Genomic DNA, 15,901 nt, shown 5'->3' with positions numbered 1-15,901 from the left:
CCTCCTACAGGCGTCCGGCGGCCTTCAGCGCGAGGTAGTGGTCGGCCAGGGCCGGGGCGATGTCGTCGGGCAGCGCGTCGACCACCTCGACGCCGTGGCGGCGCAGCCGGGCCGTGATGCGGCGCCGTTCGAGCAGGGCGCGCTCGGCCGCCGCCGCGTCGTACGCCTCCTCGGCGGTGCCGCGCCGGCCGGCCATGGCGGCGACCAGTGGGTCGGAGACGCCGGCCACCAGCACCAGGTGGCGCGAGGAGAGCTGCGGCAGCACCGGCATCAGCCCCTCGTCCAGCGCGGCAGAGTTGAGGTCGGTGAGCAGCACCACCAGGCAGCGGCGCTTGGCCCGCGCCAGGATCGCGGCCACCATGCCCTGCGAGTCGGCCTCGATGAGCTCGGCCTCGATCGGCGCCATCGCGTTGACCAGCGACGACAGCAGCTCGGTGCGGGACGCGCCGGTCACCCAGGAGCGCACCGCCCGGTCGTAGGCCAGGAAGTCCACCTGGTCACCGGCCCGGGCGGCGAGCGCGGCCAGGAGCAGCGCGGCGTCCATCGACCAGTCGAGGCGCGGCCAGCCGGGCACCGGGCGCGGGTCGGGCCGCGCCAGCAGGCCGCCGCCCTCGGTGGCGGCTCCGGCCAGCGGGATCGGCGCCTCGCCCACGCGGCCGGCAGAGGTGCGGCCGGTGTCGAGCACGATCAGCACGCGGCGGTCGCGTTCGGGACGCCAGGTGCGCACGACCACGTCGTGGCGGCGCGCGGTGGCCCGCCAGTCGATCGAGCGCACGTCGTCGCCCACCACGTACTCGCGCAGCGAGTCGAACTCGGTGCCCTGCCCGCGCACCAGCGCCGGGTGCCGGCCGTCGAGCTCGCGCAGCCTGGCCAGGCGCGACGGCAGGTGCTTGCGCGACAGGAACGGCGGCAGCACCCGCACCGACCAGGGCGAGCTGTGACTGGCCTGCCGGGCGGCCAGCCCGAGGGGGCCGAGCGAGCGCACGGTCACCGAGACCGACTCGCGGTCACCGCGCCTGGCCGGGTCGAGCGTCACGACGAGCCTGCGCCGCTCGCCCGGCGGCACGTCCAGCTTGAGCACGCGCGGCGTCGCCCCGGCGGAGGGCGGCCAGGCGTCACGCAGCACGCCGCGCACCCGCCTGCGGCCCGGGTTCTCCACGACCAGCTCGACCGTGGCCCGCGCGCCCAGCCGTACCAGCCGCTCGCCCGAACGGTGCAGGCGCAGCGGACGCACCGCGCCCGCCAGCGCCAGGTCCGCGACGATCGCGGCGGCCAGCAGCAGGCACACCCCGGCCACGGCGGGCCCCGGCGACGGCGCCAGCAGCACCGCCACGATCCCGAGCGCCGCGAGCAGGCCGGCGCGCCCCGTGAGAGCCATCAGCGCGGGACCGGCACCGACGCCAGGATGCCGTCGAGCAGGCCGTCGGCGGTCGCGCCCTCCAGCTCGGCCTCGGGCCGGAGCTGCACGCGGTGCCGCAGCGCGGGCCGGGCCAGCGCCTTGACGTCGTCGGGCGTCACGTACGCGCGCCCCGACAGCCACGCCCACGCCCGCGAGGCCGCCAGCAGCGCGGTCGCGCCACGAGGCGAGACGCCGAGCTGCAGCGACGGCGAATTACGGGTGGCGCGGGCCACGTCGACGATGTAGCCGAGCACCTCGGGCGCCACGTGCACGGCCGAGACCGCCTCGCGGCCCGCCGCCAGGTCGGCCGCCGTCGCCACCGGCTTGACGTGCGACAGGTCGCGCGGGTCGAAGCCGAGCGCGTGCCGCTCCAGCACCGCGATCTCCTGCTCGCGCGGCGGCAGCGGCACCGTCAGCTTCACCAGGAACCGGTCGAGCTGCGCCTCGGGAAGCTGGTAGGTGCCCTCGTACTCGACCGGGTTCTGCGTCGCGCACACCACGAACGGGTCGGGCAGCGGCCGGGCCGTGCCCTCCACGCTCACCTGGCGCTCCTCCATCGCCTCCAGCAGCGCCGCCTGCGTCTTGGGCGGCGTGCGGTTGATCTCGTCGGCGAGCAGCAGGTTCGTGAACACCGGCCCCTCGCGGAACTCGAACTCCGCCGTCTTCGTGTCGTAGATCAGCGAACCGGTCACGTCGCCCGGCATCAGGTCCGGCGTGAACTGCACCCGCTTGAAGTCCAGCGACAGCGCCGCAGACAGCGTGCGCACCATGAGCGTCTTGGCCACGCCCGGCACGCCTTCCAGCAGCACGTGCCCCCGGCACAGCAGCGCGATGACCATCCCGGTCACCACCGCGTCCTGCCCGACCACGGCCTTGGACACCTCGGCGCGCAGCGCCCCCAGCGCCTCCCTGGCCGAGTCCGCGGAACCGGTCACGCGGGCGGTCTCCTCAAAGTTCACGGACCTTCCTTTCGATGGAATCCAAGTATCCGGCCAGCGCGACCAGCTCCGCGTCGCCGGTGGGCGGCGGCCCGTACAGCGCGCCGCCGACCTCCCGCGCGTCCAGCCCGGTCCGTACGGCCAGCGCGGCGACGACCTCCTGCGGCCCGGCCCCCGAGGCCAGCCCGAGCCGGGGCGTCAGCCGGTCGATCGTGCCCGCACGCAGCGAGTCGGCGGCCCTGGCCCTGGCCCGCCTGGCGCGGTAGAGGCGCCCGCGGCCCTCGACCGTCTCCGACGCGCGCACCACCACGGGCAGCCGCTCGGTCACGACCGGGCCGAGCCGCCTGCCCCGCCAGAACGCCACCACCAGCACCGTGAGGCAGGCCATCAGCACGGCCCACGGGATGCTCGGCGGCATCAGGTCGTACACCGAGTCGCCCTCGGGCCCGGCCAGGTCGCCCGTGCCGGGGTCGTCCGGGGGGACCAGCCAGGTGACGGGCTTGCCGGTGGCGAGCAGGTTGAGCGCCAGGGCGGCGTTGCCGTCCTCGGCCAGGCGCTGGTTGGTCATGAACTCGCCGCTGCCGACGACCGTGGTGGTGCCGCTGCCGTTGGGGAAGCTGATCAGCGTCCAGCCGTCGCCCGCCGGGTAGCAGCCGGTGGTGCCGCGCGGGGCGGAGTAGGCGATGCCGCCGAGGTGGACGCTGCCCGCGGCCACGGCGGCCGGCAGCGAGCACTCGGGCTCGCGCGAGCGCTGCCTGGCCGCGCCGACCGGGTTCACGCCGGCCATCTCCGCCGCCCCGAACGGGTCGCCGACGATCAGGCGGTCGCCCCCGATGGCGGCGAGGTCGTCCGGGGACGTGCGCAGGCGGTCGGTGACGACCAGCGTGCGGTCGCCGCCCAGGGCTGCGGCGGCCTCGACGGAGTCGACCCGGTCGACGGTGACGCCGCGCCGGCGCAGCAGCTCGGCCAGGGCCTTGGAGCCCTGCAGCGACGTGTCGGCGGGGTCGAGCGGCCGGGCGGCCTCCTGCTCGGGGCCGAGCAGGACGGTGCCGGCGGCGACGAGCACGATGAGCGCCCCGAGCAGCGCGATCCAGCGCCCGCCGCGCCACCGGGCCTTCGCGGTGGGCGTGGTGGGGCGCGACTCCACCGCCTGCGCGGTCATGACAGGCCGCCCAGCGGCACCGGGCGGGCGGCGCGCAGCCGCTCGTCGAGGCTGGTCATCGTGTCGTAGGTCTCCCGGACGCCCGGGACGCCGCCGTAGGTGACGTCGTCGAAGGAACGCGCCGCCGCGGCCAGCTCGCCGGCGAAGGCGGGCATGGCCCGGCCGGCCTCGGCCGCGAGCTCGTCGGCCGTGCGGCCGGGCATGCCGTCGACCAGCGCCCGCTCCTCCAGGTCACGGGCGATGGCGCGCAGGCGCTCCTGGATGGCGGCGGTCCACTCGCCCTCGGCGGCCAGCCGCTCCGCGGCCGTGCGGTGCTCGGCGGCGGTGAGCGCCCGTTCGCCGAACAGCGCGCCGGGGGCCTGCGCGTTGCGCCTGCTGGTGCGGCGCAGGTGGTAGGCGACCAGCGCGGCCACCGCGACCAGGATCAGGCCGATCAGCACGGCCGCGATGACGCCGCCGGCCGAGCCGCCGCCCGCTGCCGCGTCCATCAGGTCGCCGACGAACTGCGTGAAGTAGCGGTAGAGCCGGTCGAGCAGCGGCTCGTCGGCGTACTGCGGATCGAGGAGCTCGCGCGCCGCCTCCCCGGCGGCCTCCTCCCGGCCGACCGGGCTCACGGCCTGGCGGAGTGGGACGGGTGCCAGAGGTCGTCGGCGGAGTCGTGCACCCAGCCCTGGCGCTGCTGCTCGATCGCGGCCGTCTGCAGCACGAGGTCGAACGCCTCGGCGCGCATCCGCCGGTCGGCGTAGAGCAGGCCGGCCACGCCCGCCTCGAACGGGTAGGTGATCATGGCGCCGACGGTGGCGCCGACGGCGATCAGCACGGCGGCGGCCACGACGGTCCACACCCCGCCGCCGCCGAGCATGCCGAGCACGGTGCCGACCAGGGTGAACGGGATGTTGAGCACCGTCGCCACCATGCCGACCACGAACGAGGTGAGCAGCAGGATGCCGAAGACTCGCCAGAAGTCGCCGGTCACCAGGCCCCACGAGCGCCGCATCGCCTCGACCGGGCCCCGGCCCTCCAGCACCACGGCGGCCGGCGCGAAGGCGAAGCGGGTGCGGAAGAACAGCGCGTAGCCGAGGTAGAGCAGGAGCAGCAGCAGGAAGAGCAGGATGAGGCCGCCGGCCGACTCGGGCGTGCCGCCGAAGCCGCCGGCGACGAGCGCCACGACCAGGAGCACGATCAGCGCCAGCGGCGCGAGCATGATCAGGGTCATCAGGCCGACCACGCCGAACAGGGCGGGCATCCGGCTCCTGGTCGCCTGCCAGGCCTCTCCGGCGGTCATCTTGCCGCCGAAGACGGCCCGGCCGAGGATGCGGGTGAGCACGCCGGTCAGCACGGTGACGACGATGAAGCTGACCAGGTAGGAGACGATCGTGCCGCCGTACTGGCCGACGAAGCCGCCGGTGATGTCGGCGGGGTCGGTCACCGACCGCGGGTCCTGGATGGCCGCGCCCATGCTCTCGAGCATGATCGCCTGGCCCACGGCCAGCGGCACCGAGCCCACCAGCGCGCCGATCGCCGACAGGCCGAGCACCGCCTTGGGGTTGGACCTGATCAGCTTGATCGTGCCGTCGTAGAGGTCGCCCAGGCGCAGCGGGCGCAGCGGGATGATGCCGGGGCGCATCGCCTGCGGGTGGGGCCCGTAAGGGGCGTAGGGCGCCTGACCGTAACCTTGGGGAGGCGGCGGGAACGGGGTGCCGGGAGGCGGAGGGATCTGTTGCTGTCCGGGGGCGGTCCACGGAGAAGCCGGAGGCGCGCCGTAGGGCGGGGGCTGCTCCGCGGCCCAGCCTCGGGGCGTCTCGGGAGTGGGACCGTGACCGTCTGACATATCCCAATCCTGGCATGCTGGGCGGGTCGGTGGTGTCGGGGCGTCGATTCGTGCCACGGATATCGCGCAGGGATGGCCGAAGGACGCTCCGTTACCGCAGACTGAGATTGCGGTCGCGGGGGCGAGCTTGAAACATCGCCTTAACCGGTGTCATGTCCCACACATGAGCCGACCAAGGGTAACCTTCAGCGATCGTGCTGATATGTCCCAGAATGCGTAGAACGAATGAGGGGCCATGAAAGGTCGCGTGCTGGTCGTCGACGACGATGCCGCTCTCGCCGAGATGCTGGGCATCGTGTTGCGCGGTGAGGGCTTCGAACCATCCTTTGTCAGCGACGGCGACAAGGCGCTGGACGCGTTCCGCGACACGCGCCCTGACCTCGTCCTGCTCGACCTGATGCTGCCCGGCGCCGACGGCATCGACGTCGCGCGCAGGATCAGGGCGGAGTCCGGGGTGCCGATCGTCATGCTCACCGCCAAGAGCGACACGATCGACGTCGTGCTCGGCCTGGAGTCCGGCGCCGACGACTACATCGTCAAGCCGTTCAAGCCGAAGGAACTGGTGGCCCGGGTCCGCGCGCGGCTGCGCCGCACCGACGAGCCGACGCCGGAGATCCTCCAGATCGGCGACATCACCATCGACGTGGCCGGCCACTCGGTCAAGCGCGGCGACGAGACCATCAACCTGACCCCGCTGGAGTTCGACCTGCTGGTCGCCCTGGCCCGCAAGCCGCGCCAGGTCTTCACCCGCGAGGTCCTGCTGGAGCAGGTCTGGGGCTACCGCCACGCCGCCGACACGCGGCTGGTCAACGTGCACGTGCAGCGGCTCCGGGCCAAGATCGAGAAGGACCCCGAGCACCCCGAGATCGTGGTGACGGTTCGCGGCGTCGGCTACAAAGCCGGCCCCGCCTGACCTGCCCTGACGCCCCCGCCATGCCCCCGACGACGACCAGGCGCACGCGCCGCCGGACACTCCGCCAGATCCTCGGCGGAGTCCGCCGGCGGGCCAGGCGTGCGGCGGGCAGGGCGCGGCGGATCTGGCGCCGCTCCCTGCAGCTCCAGGTCGTCACCAGCACGCTCGTCATCTCGGTGATCGTGGTGGTGGTGCTCGGCACGTTCCTGTCGGACCAGATCAACAACTCGGTGATCGAACGCCGCCAGCAGTCGGCCGCCAGCGACGCCTCGGCCGACCGGCTGCGCATCGCCGACGCGCTCAGCCGGCACGAGGACGACCAGTCCAAGCCCGCCGAAGCCGGCAAGACCGTGCCGCCCGACCCGCTCGACGAGGTGATGGACGCCATCATCGGCTCCGGCGGCGACGGCTCGAAGAAACGCTACGAGGTGCTGATCCTCAACGTCGCCGAGCCCGGCCAGTCACGCGCCTCCGGCAACGTCACGCCCGCCGACGTGCCCCCGGCGCTGCGCCAGAAGCTGCAGCGGCAGGTGGAGAAGTTCATCGACACTCCGCAGCGCTTCACCGACCGCATCCAGTTCGCCGGCGAGACCCAGCCCCGCCAGACGCTCGTCATCGGCGCCGTCATCAGCGCCTACGGCGGCTACGAGGTCTACCACTTCTTCCCGTTCACCGACGAAGAGCAGATGCTGTCCAACGTCCGGCTGGCCATCGTCGTGGTCGGCTTCGGGCTGGTGCTGCTGCTGGCCGCGATCGCGTACCTGGTCACCCGGCAGGTCGTCAGCCCGGTCCGGCTGGCCCGCCAGGCCGCCGAGCGGCTGGCCGCCGGCAAGCTCGACGAGCGGCTCAAGGTGCGCGGCGAGGACGACCTGGCCCGGCTGGCGACCTCGTTCAACGAGATGGCCGCCAACCTGGCGCTCAAGATCCACCAGCTTGAGGAGCTCTCACAGGTCCAGCGGCAGTTCGTCTCCGACGTCTCGCACGAGCTGCGCACCCCGCTGACCACCGTCCGGATGGCCGCCGACCTGCTGTACGACGCCCGCGAGGACTTCGAGCCGATGGCCTCGCGCTCGGCCGAGCTCATGCAGGCCCAGCTCGAACGCTTCGAGTCGATGCTCGCCGACCTGCTGGAGATCAGCCGCTACGACGCCGGCGCCGCCACCCTCGACCTCGACTCCGTCGACCTGCGCGACGTGGTGCTGCGCGCCATCGCCGACTCCGAGGCGCTCGCCGAACGCCACAGCACCCGCTTCGAGCTGCGGCTGCCCAACGAGCCGTGCATGGCCGAGATCGACAACCGCCGGGTCGAGCGCATCCTGCGCAACCTGCTGTTCAACGCCATCGAGCACGGAGAGGGCCGCGACATCGTCGTCACCGTCGGCGCCGACCGCGACGCGGTGGCCGTCGCCGTGCGCGACCACGGCATCGGGCTGAAGGGCGGCGAGGACACGCTGGTGTTCGACCGCTTCTGGCGGGCCGACCCGTCCCGGGCCAGGACCATCGGCGGCACCGGGCTCGGCCTGGCCATCTCCCGCGAGGACGCCACGCTGCACGGCGGCTGGCTCCAGGCATGGGGACAGCCGGGCGAGGGCTCGCAGTTCCGGCTCACGCTGCCGCGCCGCGCCGGGCTCGACCTCAAGGGCTCCCCGCTGCCGCTCGTGCCGCCCGAGATCGAGATGCGCCGCACCTGGCGGGGCCAGATGACCCCCGTGCTGCTGCCCGCGACCGGCGACGGGGGCGCGCATGGCGAGAGCTAACCGGCTGTGCGCCGCGGCCGCCGCCGCGGTGCTGGCCCTGTCGGGCTGCGCCGTCATCCCCGTGGGCGGGCCGTTCCCCATCGAGGAGGCGGGCAGTGGCGACTCCGTGACCGTGCCCTTCCAGCGCCTCGTCGCCGTCGAGCCCCAGCGCGGCTGGAGCGCCCAGCAGGTCGTCGAGGGCCTCCAGGCCGCCATGGCCGCCTATGCCGACGACCCCGGCATCCTGCCCAAGTACCTGACCGAGGAGGCCAGGCGGGTCTGGAAGGCCGACGGGCCCGTGACGGTGATCGACAACGGCTTCCGCTTCGACGACGTCGTCGAGAACAAGGAGAAGAAGGAGACCATCGTCACGATCCTCGGCACCAAGATCGCCCAGATCAACGAGGACGACACGTACGTGCCCGTCGACCCCGCCGACGACAACAAGGTCAGCCGGGCGATCACCCTGGTCAAGGACCGCAACGGCGACTACCGGGTCAACCTGCTGCCCCAGGGCCTCCTGCTCACCGACGCCGACGTGCGGCGCGCGTACCGGCCGACGAACCTCTACTACCTCAACGGCACCGCCGCCGGCACGCACGAGCCCGACCGGCTCGTGGCCGACCGCGTACGGCTGCGCATCAAGGCGACGGAGAGCTTCGCCGAGACCGTCGTCGAACGCGTCATCCAGGGCCCCACCAGCGCGTTGCAGGGCGCGGTCGGCAACGAGTTCCCCGCCGGGGCGCGGGTGCTGTCGATCAGGTCCAGCGAGGACCGCGTGATCATCAACCTGGCCGGCCCGTTCCGGCCCTCCGACACCTTCCGCGAGGGCCTGGAGGCCCAGCTCAGGGCCAGCCTCAGCGTCAACGGCCTGGCCAACGGCCGCAGCCTGGAGATCCAGGTCGAGGGCGAGCCGTTCTTCTCCACCGGGCCGCTCATCGTGCCCGCCAACCTGCCCGAGCGCTGGCTGGCGGTCGAGGACCGGCAGGTCTTCTACACCAGCAAGGGCGCCGTCCACCTGCTCGGCAACGACGGCGAGGGCCGCCCGCTCGCCGGGCCCGCCGGGCAGCCGGGGGAGACCTACTCCGGGTTCGCCGTGTCCAAGGACCGCGACCGCGTCGCCGCCCGCTCCACCGAGGGCGGCATCTGGGTCACCCGGCACGCCGCCGACGGCCGCTGGCAGCAGTCCATCCCCGGCGAGAAGCTGACCGACCCGTCCTGGCACCGCGACGGCTCCCTGTGGACGTACGACCAGCAGAGCGGCAGCGTGCTGCGCTCCTACCCGTCCGTCAGCCGCGGCCCCGAGCACGTCGCCGCCCCCGCACTCCAGGGGCTCGACGTCACCTCGCTGCGAATGTCGCGCGACGGCGTACGGGTCGCCGTGCTCGTCGGCAAGAAGCAGGTCCAGGTCGGCGCGCTGGCCGGCGGCGGGGCGGGCGCGATGCTGAGCAACTTCCAGACGCTCATCTCGGCCGAGGGCGAGGACGAGATCCGCGACATCGCCTGGAGCGACGGCGAGCACCTGCTCGTCCTCGTGCGCACCAAGGCCGGGCAGGTCGTCAAGGAGATCAACGTGGGTGACGGCGAGACCCTCCAGCTCCCCACGACCAGCAAGCCCCTCGAACACCTCGCCGCCCAGGGCGACGTCATCCTGGCCACCACCGAGGACGGCAACGAGATCCTGGAGTACGGGCGCGACAAGCAGACCTGGGCGCCCAAGCCCGCCACCGCCGTCGAGAAGCCGATCTTCGCCCTGGGCTGACCCCGGCCGGGTTGTCGGCACCGCCCGGCATCATGGCGGCGTGCTCGGTCCTGTGCTCGGTCCTGTGGTCGGCCCCTGGCTCGATCTCGTCCTGCCCCGTCCGTGCCTGGGGTGCGGCGCCGCCGGGGAGCGGCTGTGCGAGGGCTGCCTCGGCCGCCTGGCCGACCCCGCCCGCCGCACGCCCGACCCCGTCCCGGCCGGGCTGCCCGCCTGCTGGTCGGCGGGCCCGTACACGGGGGCGCTGCGCACGGCGCTCGTCGCCTGCAAGGAGCGCGGCGAGGCGTCCCTGGGTGCCGCCCTGGCGGACCTGCTGGCCTTCACCGCCCTCACCGCTCTTACCGCGTCGGGCGACGCGGCCGTCACGGTGGTGCCGGTGCCGAGCGCGCGGCGGGCGATCAAGGGGCGGGGGCACGACGTGGTCGGGGCGCTCGCCGCGCCCGTCGTGCGGCAGTTGCGGGCCCACGGAGTCGCCGCCACGCTGTGGCCGGGGCTCGGGCAGGTTCGGCGGGTGGCCGATCAGGCGGGCCTGAGCTCCACGGAGCGGGCCGCCAACCTCGCGGCCTCACTGGGTGTCCGGCGCGCCGCCGGGACGCCGCCAGCGGCCCCTGTGCTGCTCGTGGACGACATCGTCACCACCGGGGCCACCCTCGCCGAGGCCGCCAGGGCGCTGCGGGCCGCCGGGCTCCGGGTGCCGCTCGCCGTCACCGTCGGCGCGACACGCCGTTCTACCCGGCCTTACATGGCGACACGCCGAAGAGTTTCGGAATGACTACGATTACCGTCAGTAAAGAAAGATCCAAGCCTGCCGCCTGCCCCGGGGGCCACATGTCCGTAACCCTCCGCGCGAGGTAGGCAGCTCAGGAGCCCGATGTCCCAGACGCGCAAGGGCTGCCGGGAGCCCTAACCGGCCATCCGTCACGCCCGTAACACCGTACGAAAATCACAGAAAGTGATCCTTTGCCCGATCCTCCGGCTGACATTCGCCGCCGATCCGGATAGCGTCTGAACATGGCACCCGTTCGGGTCCGTGGTTGCGCAGAGCCGGGAGTCCCGGCTCTGCTAGCCGATGCCAGCCGCAGGCAAAACGGTCCACGTAAGGCGACTCTTTGTCGACCGATCACGGTGCGGCTTAGGGGTAAGTCCTGCCTCCCCGGGGGTCCAGATGTCCCCCGTCAGGAGAGAAGGGCAGTAGTGGCGACAGAGCTGCGAAATCCTCAGCAGGCGAATGTGGGGTCGAAGACCAGGTCGGCCGGGCGGGTGCCGCCCGAGTTCCCGGTGACGAGTCGGCGGAAGAGGGTAACGGTGACAGAGAGGCAGACAGAAGACCCCGCCCGGCAAGCACGTCGTCGTCGGGCGCTCTTTCTCAGTCGTTAGACCGAAGGGGGGCTGTTGCATGGACATCATCGTCAAGGGCCGGCACACAGGAGTGAGTGAGCGGTTCCGCGACCACGTGACGACCAAGCTGGCCAGGATCGAGCGTCTGGACAACAAACTCATCCGAGTCGATGTGGAGGTGTCGAAGGAGCGCAACCCGCGCCTCGCCGACCAGCGTGAGCGCGTCGAGCTCACCATTCACTCGCGAGGGCCCGCCATCCGCGCCGAGGCCTCCGCCGACGACCGATTCGCCGCCCTCGACCTCGCCATGGACAAGCTGGAAGGCCGCCTCCGGCGCCTCGCCGACCGGCGCAAGGTGCACCACGGCAACCACGCCCAGCCCTCCGTGGCGGAGATCACCGCGACGCTGCCCGACCTGCCCGCCCCACCGCGGCAGCAGCCTGCCGCCCCCGCGCAACCCGAGCCCGAGGAAGACCGGCTGCCCGACGACGAGCAGTACGACGACATCGTCCCCATCGAGATGGACGGCGACGGGCCGCTCATCGTGAGGGAGAAGTTCCACAAGGCGGAACCCATGACCATCGATCAGGCTCTGCTGGAGATGGAGCTGGTCGGCCACGACTTCTACCTGTTCCGTGACAAGGAGAGCGGCCAGCCGTGCGTCGTCTACAACCGGCGCGGCTACAACTACGGCGTGTTGCGGCTCGTAGAACCCTGATCGCGGGCCGAAAGATCTTCTCGACCACCCGAGGACCCGGGACCCGTGTCATCATGGCGGTCCGACGGCTCTGGCCCCCCGACGAGGAGGAGACGTGAGCGAGCTCAGTCAGGCGCAGGTGAGCGAGCGAAACGCGCGCACAGCGGTCGCGAGGCGGATCAGGGAGGCTTCGTGACGGAGTCCGGCGAGGCCCGCCCCGCAGACGGCGAGCCGATCCGCGTGCTGATCGTGGACGACCACGAGCTGATCCGGCGGAGCCTGGCCCTCGCGCTGGCCGCGGAGCCCGACATCGAGGTGGTCGGCGAAGCGAGCGACGGGCAGGAGGCGGTCGAACTGGCCGACCGTCTCATGCCCGACGTGGCGCTGATGGACGTCCGCATGCCCCGCCAGGACGGCATCGAGGCCACCAAGGGCATCAAGGCCTCGGTGCCGAGCACCCGCATCATCATGCTGACCGTCAGTGACGAGGAGGAGGACCTCTTCGAGGCCATCAAGGCCGGCGCGACGGGCTACCTGCTCAAGGACGTCCAGATCAACGACGTCCCGGCGGCGGTGCGTGGCGTGCACGAAGGACAGTCGTTAATCAACCCGGCGATGGCGGCCAAGCTCATCAGCGAGTTCGCGAACATGAGCCGCAAGGAGACCGAACGGCCGCCCCAGCTCCCGGTGCCCCGGCTGACCGAGCGTGAGATGGAAGTCCTGCGCCTGGTGGCCAAGGGCATGAACAACCGCGAGATCGCCAAGCAGCTGTTCATCTCTGAGAACACCGTGAAGAACCACGTACGCAACATCCTGGACAAACTGCAGCTGCACTCGCGCATGGAAGCCGTCGTCTACGCGGTGCGCGAGCGCATGCTGGAGATCACCTGAGGCATCCGGGCCGCCTCCACCCGGGCAGGAAGTAGGGCCCCAGGCGGGCGCACCCCCTGGCGGCCGGGCACGACACCGGTGGAGGCGGCAGGGCCGCACGCGACCCGGGCCCCTCCACCCGCGCCCCGGCCCGAGGAGCCCCATGCCCGCCTGCCCCCGCCCCGCCGCTTCCCTCAGGCCCGAGGTTTCGGCCTGTGGAGCCGTTGCGCCCGTGCCGGCCCTTCCCGCCCGAGCCGCCGTGGTGGAGGCCGCTGCGGTCGCCCTGGTGGTTCCTGTGGCGGCCGCTCTGGTGGCCCTCACCGGCTGCTCCGCCGCCAACCCTCCGGCCCCGACCTCGGAGTCGGCGGGGTCGTCCGGTGCCACCGTGCAGGGTGGCGGCCCCGTCCGTTCCTCGGGGGAGAACCGCAGTCTGTCCGGTACGGCCGCGGACGGGCATGAGCTGGCCGCTTGCCGGGACGGGGAGTGCGAGGTCGTGGTGAAGGCCGGGGACGCCCTCGACCTGGACGGGCGGCACGGCGTGGACCAGCTCACCGTCGCATCCCTGGATGGAGACGGAGACGGCAACGGACACGGTGACGGCAACGGACACGGTGACGGCAACGGACACGGTGACGGCGACGGCGGGGTGCGGATCGAGTTGCGCGGGTCGTCGGGGTCGCTGAGCGTGCAGGGCACGGGCGTCAGCCTGAGCAGCGTCTGCGACGGCGGGCAGTGCCGCGACGTGGGCGCGCTGACCGTACGGCCGGACGCGCCCGCCAGGATCAACGGCCTGCGGCTGCGCCTGGGCGCCCGGACCGCCGACGGCGCGGTTCTCGTGCTGTCGCCGCGCTGACGGCCGCCGTCATGGCAGGGTCGGGAAGCGGCCCGAGAGGCCGGAGACGCGCAGCAGCCGCGTCATGAACGGGCGCAGCCCGGTCAGGGTGAGCGTGATGCCACGGGCCTTGGCGCGGCTCTGCGTGCCGATGAGCACGGCGAGCCCGCCGGCGTCGCAGAAGGTCACCTGTGACATGTCGAGGACGAGCACGCCGGTGCTGTGGTCGAGCGCGTTGAACAGGCGCTGACGCAGCGCCGGGCTGGTGAACAGGTCGATCTCACCGGACAGACGCAGGACGGTGGGAGCGGACGAGCCGACGCCGTTGATGGGGGCTGTGTTGATCGGGGTCGTGTTGATCGATGCTGTTTCGAGAAGCTGCATGGTGTCTCCGTTCGGAGATGCGAGATGGGATGAGCTGCCGGGAGCCGGAGAGCGGTTCGTCGCCCGGTCGGGCGATGCGCTCCATCCGGCTCTGAGGACGGCGCGGGCCTTCGTGGTGGCCCCTCAGCGGGCGGGCCGGTGAAACCCTGGTCTGCCGCAGCGAGTGGGACAGTCGTGGCGACGGCGTGCGCCGAGGTCCGGCGCGGGATGAGAAGTGAGCGTCGGCGTCATGCTCGCCTGCCCTGTCCGATCCCGCGGGGCGGGACCGATCGCGGTGCTTCGCCGGGGGCCTCGCCGACCTGGGTGCCAACGCGCGAGATGTCCTCGGTGCCTCCAGACTATCCCACGGTTCGGGAACCGGCCATTTCCGGGCGCCGGCGGCCCCGATCAGGCGCCGCCGGTCATCGTCAGCAGCGGGGCGAGCTCCGGGGGGTCGGTGCGCTCGACGCGGACGGCGTCGCAGCCCACCCATTCGGCCGCCGACCACAGGGCGTCGCGCAGCGCGTCGACCCACTTGGCGCTGGTCAGGCCGGGCTCCAGGCTGAGCTGGCGGGCGACCAGGGTGGAGCCTTCGCGGGCGGGGTCGACCCGGCCGATCAGGCGGCCCCCGGCCAGCACCGGCATGGTGAAGTAGCCGTGCACCCGCTTGTGCTTGGGCACGTACAGCTCCAGCTGGTAGTTGAAGCCGAAGACGCGCTCGGTGCGGCCCCGGTGCCAGATGAGCGAGTCGAACGGAGACACGAGCGTGGTGCGGTGGCGGCCACGGGTCTCGGACTCCAGGAGGGCGGGGTCGGCCCAGGCGTTGGGGGACCCGGCGGCCTTGGGGGCGGCGGGCCAGCCCGCGACGCGTACGGGGACCAGGCCGGCGGCGCCGCTGCGCAGGGCCTCGTCGAGGATGGCGCTGTGGCGGCCGGTGAGGCGGAGGAAGTCGATCAGGTCGCCGCGGGTCGCGACGCCGAGCGAGCGGCCGGCGACGGCGGCCAGGCGGGTGATGCACTCTTCGTCGGTGAGGTCCTGGTCGAGGAGCTCGGCGGGGACGACGCGCTCGGCGACGTCGTAGACGCGGCGCCAGCCGACCCGGCGGGCGCAGACTAGCTCGCCGATGTCGAGCAGCCACTCCAGGCCGATCTTGGACTCGGACCAGTCCCACCAGGGGCCGCCGTTCTTGGCGCCGCCGACGTCGCTGGTGGTCAGCGGGCCGGAGTCGCGGGCCTGCTGGAGCAGCTTGTCGACGTGGTCGGGCACCTCGTGCCAGCGGAAGCGGCGCTCACGGTAGGCGCGGCGGCGGAACGCGAACAGCGGCCAGTGCTCGATGGGCAGGATGCACGCGGCATGGCACCAGTATTCGAAGCTCTGGGCGGGATTGTGCCAGTAGGCCCGCTCGACGGTCTGCCGGCCGACCGCGCCGAGGCGGGCGTAGGCGACCAGCTCGTGGGAGCGGGCGAGCACCGAGATCGTGTCGAGCTGGATGGCGCCGAGCCGCCGCAGCATCGCGTGCGGCCCGCCCCGGCGCGCGTCCGCGCCCACGAAGCCCTGGGCACGCAGGATGAGCCGGCGCGCCTCGTCGGGGGTCAAGGCGGTCATCGGGGCGATTCCGTACGGCGAAGCATGCCGGAATGCTAGCGAGGGGCACCGACAGAAAGTTCGATGCCCGGTGCGGGGACGGATCGGCCCGAGGGAGGGGCCTCGGGCGTCAGCGGTGGTCTTCGGCGCGCATGCCCACCCGGGGGGCGTCGATCACGACGTCGGTGAAGATGTCGAACACCAGGGCGAGGATGCCTCCCACCACGAAGAGCCCGACGCCGACCCACACGATCGGCCAGTTGGCGGCGGTGAGACCGAAGCCGCCCACGATGGTGCCCACGAGCATCACCGTCACGGCGAGCCACGAGGACGCGCGGCCGCCGTGGCTGCCGAGGTTCTCCGTGTGCTCCGACTTCTTCCCCTCAACCATGACAAATCCTTCCTTTGCCGGAAATCCCGTTAATCGGTGCGAACCGGCTGTCAACCGGCATACTCTCTGCCTGACCCCCATTCTCCCA

15 protein-coding genes are annotated in these 15,901 nt (G+C 72.7%); 7 read left to right on the top strand and 8 right to left on the bottom strand.

What is annotated here, in order from left to right:
* Window positions 1-4: 4 nt before the first annotated feature.
* From AB0G11_RS04950 to AB0G11_RS04930, 5 genes are read right to left on the bottom strand one after another with little or no spacing between them, the layout of a single operon-like run.
* Complete coding sequence (locus tag AB0G11_RS04950) at window positions 5-1,378, bottom strand: DUF58 domain-containing protein (protein WP_219499625.1); 1,374 nt, start codon at window positions 1,376-1,378, stop codon at window positions 5-7.
* Entirely contained in the window at window positions 1,378-2,358 is a 981-nt protein-coding gene (locus AB0G11_RS04945; RefSeq protein ID WP_357584031.1) for a MoxR family ATPase, read from the bottom strand. Before AB0G11_RS04945 ends, AB0G11_RS04950 begins: the two co-directional genes overlap by 1 nt.
* A complete protein-coding gene (locus AB0G11_RS04940) occupies window positions 2,348-3,499 on the bottom strand; it encodes a DUF4350 domain-containing protein (RefSeq protein WP_357584029.1) in 1,152 nt (383 codons plus the stop codon). Before AB0G11_RS04940 ends, AB0G11_RS04945 begins: the two co-directional genes overlap by 11 nt.
* Entirely contained in the window at window positions 3,496-4,113 is a 618-nt protein-coding gene (locus tag AB0G11_RS04935; RefSeq protein ID WP_219499618.1) for a DUF4129 domain-containing protein, read from the bottom strand. Before AB0G11_RS04935 ends, AB0G11_RS04940 begins: the two co-directional genes overlap by 4 nt.
* A complete protein-coding gene (locus AB0G11_RS04930; protein ID WP_219499616.1) occupies window positions 4,110-5,126 on the bottom strand; it encodes a hypothetical protein in 1,017 nt (338 codons plus the stop codon). The genes AB0G11_RS04935 and AB0G11_RS04930 overlap by 4 nt, the downstream gene beginning before the upstream one ends.
* Window positions 5,127-5,565: 439 nt before the next feature.
* Between AB0G11_RS04930 and mtrA the strand changes: the two genes are divergently transcribed.
* The 7 genes from mtrA to AB0G11_RS04895 all read left to right on the top strand — a co-directional run bounded on the left by mtrA (window position 5,566) and on the right by AB0G11_RS04895 (window position 13,496).
* Window positions 5,566-6,243 carry an MtrAB system response regulator MtrA gene (gene mtrA, locus AB0G11_RS04925; RefSeq protein WP_090763607.1) on the top strand — a complete coding sequence of 226 codons (678 nt, stop codon included), beginning with the start codon at window positions 5,566-5,568 and terminating at the stop codon, window positions 6,241-6,243.
* Window positions 6,244-6,263: 20 nt separating this feature from the next.
* Window positions 6,264-8,000: an MtrAB system histidine kinase MtrB gene (mtrB, locus tag AB0G11_RS04920; RefSeq protein WP_357584027.1), complete on the top strand. Its 1,737-nt coding sequence runs from the start codon at window positions 6,264-6,266 to the stop codon at window positions 7,998-8,000.
* Window positions 7,987-9,741, top strand: a complete 1,755-nt coding sequence (locus tag AB0G11_RS04915; RefSeq protein WP_219499613.1) for an LpqB family beta-propeller domain-containing protein — start codon at window positions 7,987-7,989, stop codon at window positions 9,739-9,741. Before mtrB ends, AB0G11_RS04915 begins: the two co-directional genes overlap by 14 nt.
* Before the next feature lie 40 nt (window positions 9,742-9,781).
* Entirely contained in the window at window positions 9,782-10,510 is a 729-nt protein-coding gene (locus AB0G11_RS04910; protein WP_357584025.1) for a phosphoribosyltransferase family protein, read from the top strand.
* A gap of 624 nt (window positions 10,511-11,134) precedes the next feature.
* Complete coding sequence (raiA, locus tag AB0G11_RS04905) at window positions 11,135-11,794, top strand: ribosome-associated translation inhibitor RaiA (RefSeq protein WP_219499608.1); 660 nt, start codon at window positions 11,135-11,137, stop codon at window positions 11,792-11,794.
* A gap of 171 nt (window positions 11,795-11,965) precedes the next feature.
* Window positions 11,966-12,664, top strand: a complete 699-nt coding sequence (locus tag AB0G11_RS04900; RefSeq protein WP_219499605.1) for a response regulator transcription factor — start codon at window positions 11,966-11,968, stop codon at window positions 12,662-12,664.
* A gap of 211 nt (window positions 12,665-12,875) precedes the next feature.
* Window positions 12,876-13,496, top strand: a complete 621-nt coding sequence (locus AB0G11_RS04895; RefSeq protein WP_357584024.1) for a hypothetical protein — start codon at window positions 12,876-12,878, stop codon at window positions 13,494-13,496.
* A gap of 9 nt (window positions 13,497-13,505) precedes the next feature.
* Here the strand turns inward: AB0G11_RS04895 and AB0G11_RS04890 are convergent, their stop codons facing one another.
* The 3 genes from AB0G11_RS04890 to AB0G11_RS04880 form a co-directional block, all read right to left on the bottom strand.
* A complete protein-coding gene (locus AB0G11_RS04890; protein WP_219499601.1) occupies window positions 13,506-13,859 on the bottom strand; it encodes an STAS domain-containing protein in 354 nt (117 codons plus the stop codon).
* Window positions 13,860-14,246: 387 nt separating this feature from the next.
* The gene (locus AB0G11_RS04885; protein WP_219499599.1) at window positions 14,247-15,443 is read right to left on the bottom strand and encodes a crosslink repair DNA glycosylase YcaQ family protein; all 1,197 of its coding nucleotides are present in this window, start codon (window positions 15,441-15,443) and stop codon (window positions 14,247-14,249) included.
* Between the two features lie 109 nt (window positions 15,444-15,552).
* Window positions 15,553-15,813: an HGxxPAAW family protein gene (locus tag AB0G11_RS04880; RefSeq protein WP_219499584.1), complete on the bottom strand. Its 261-nt coding sequence runs from the start codon at window positions 15,811-15,813 to the stop codon at window positions 15,553-15,555.
* Window positions 15,814-15,901 lie beyond the last annotated feature (88 nt).

This window comes from Nonomuraea sp. NPDC023979 (genome assembly GCF_040639085.1).
GTDB classification, from domain to species: Bacteria; Actinomycetota; Actinomycetes; order Streptosporangiales; family Streptosporangiaceae; genus Nonomuraea; species Nonomuraea ceibae.
This window is presented reverse-complemented; position numbering and strand designations above follow the sequence as displayed.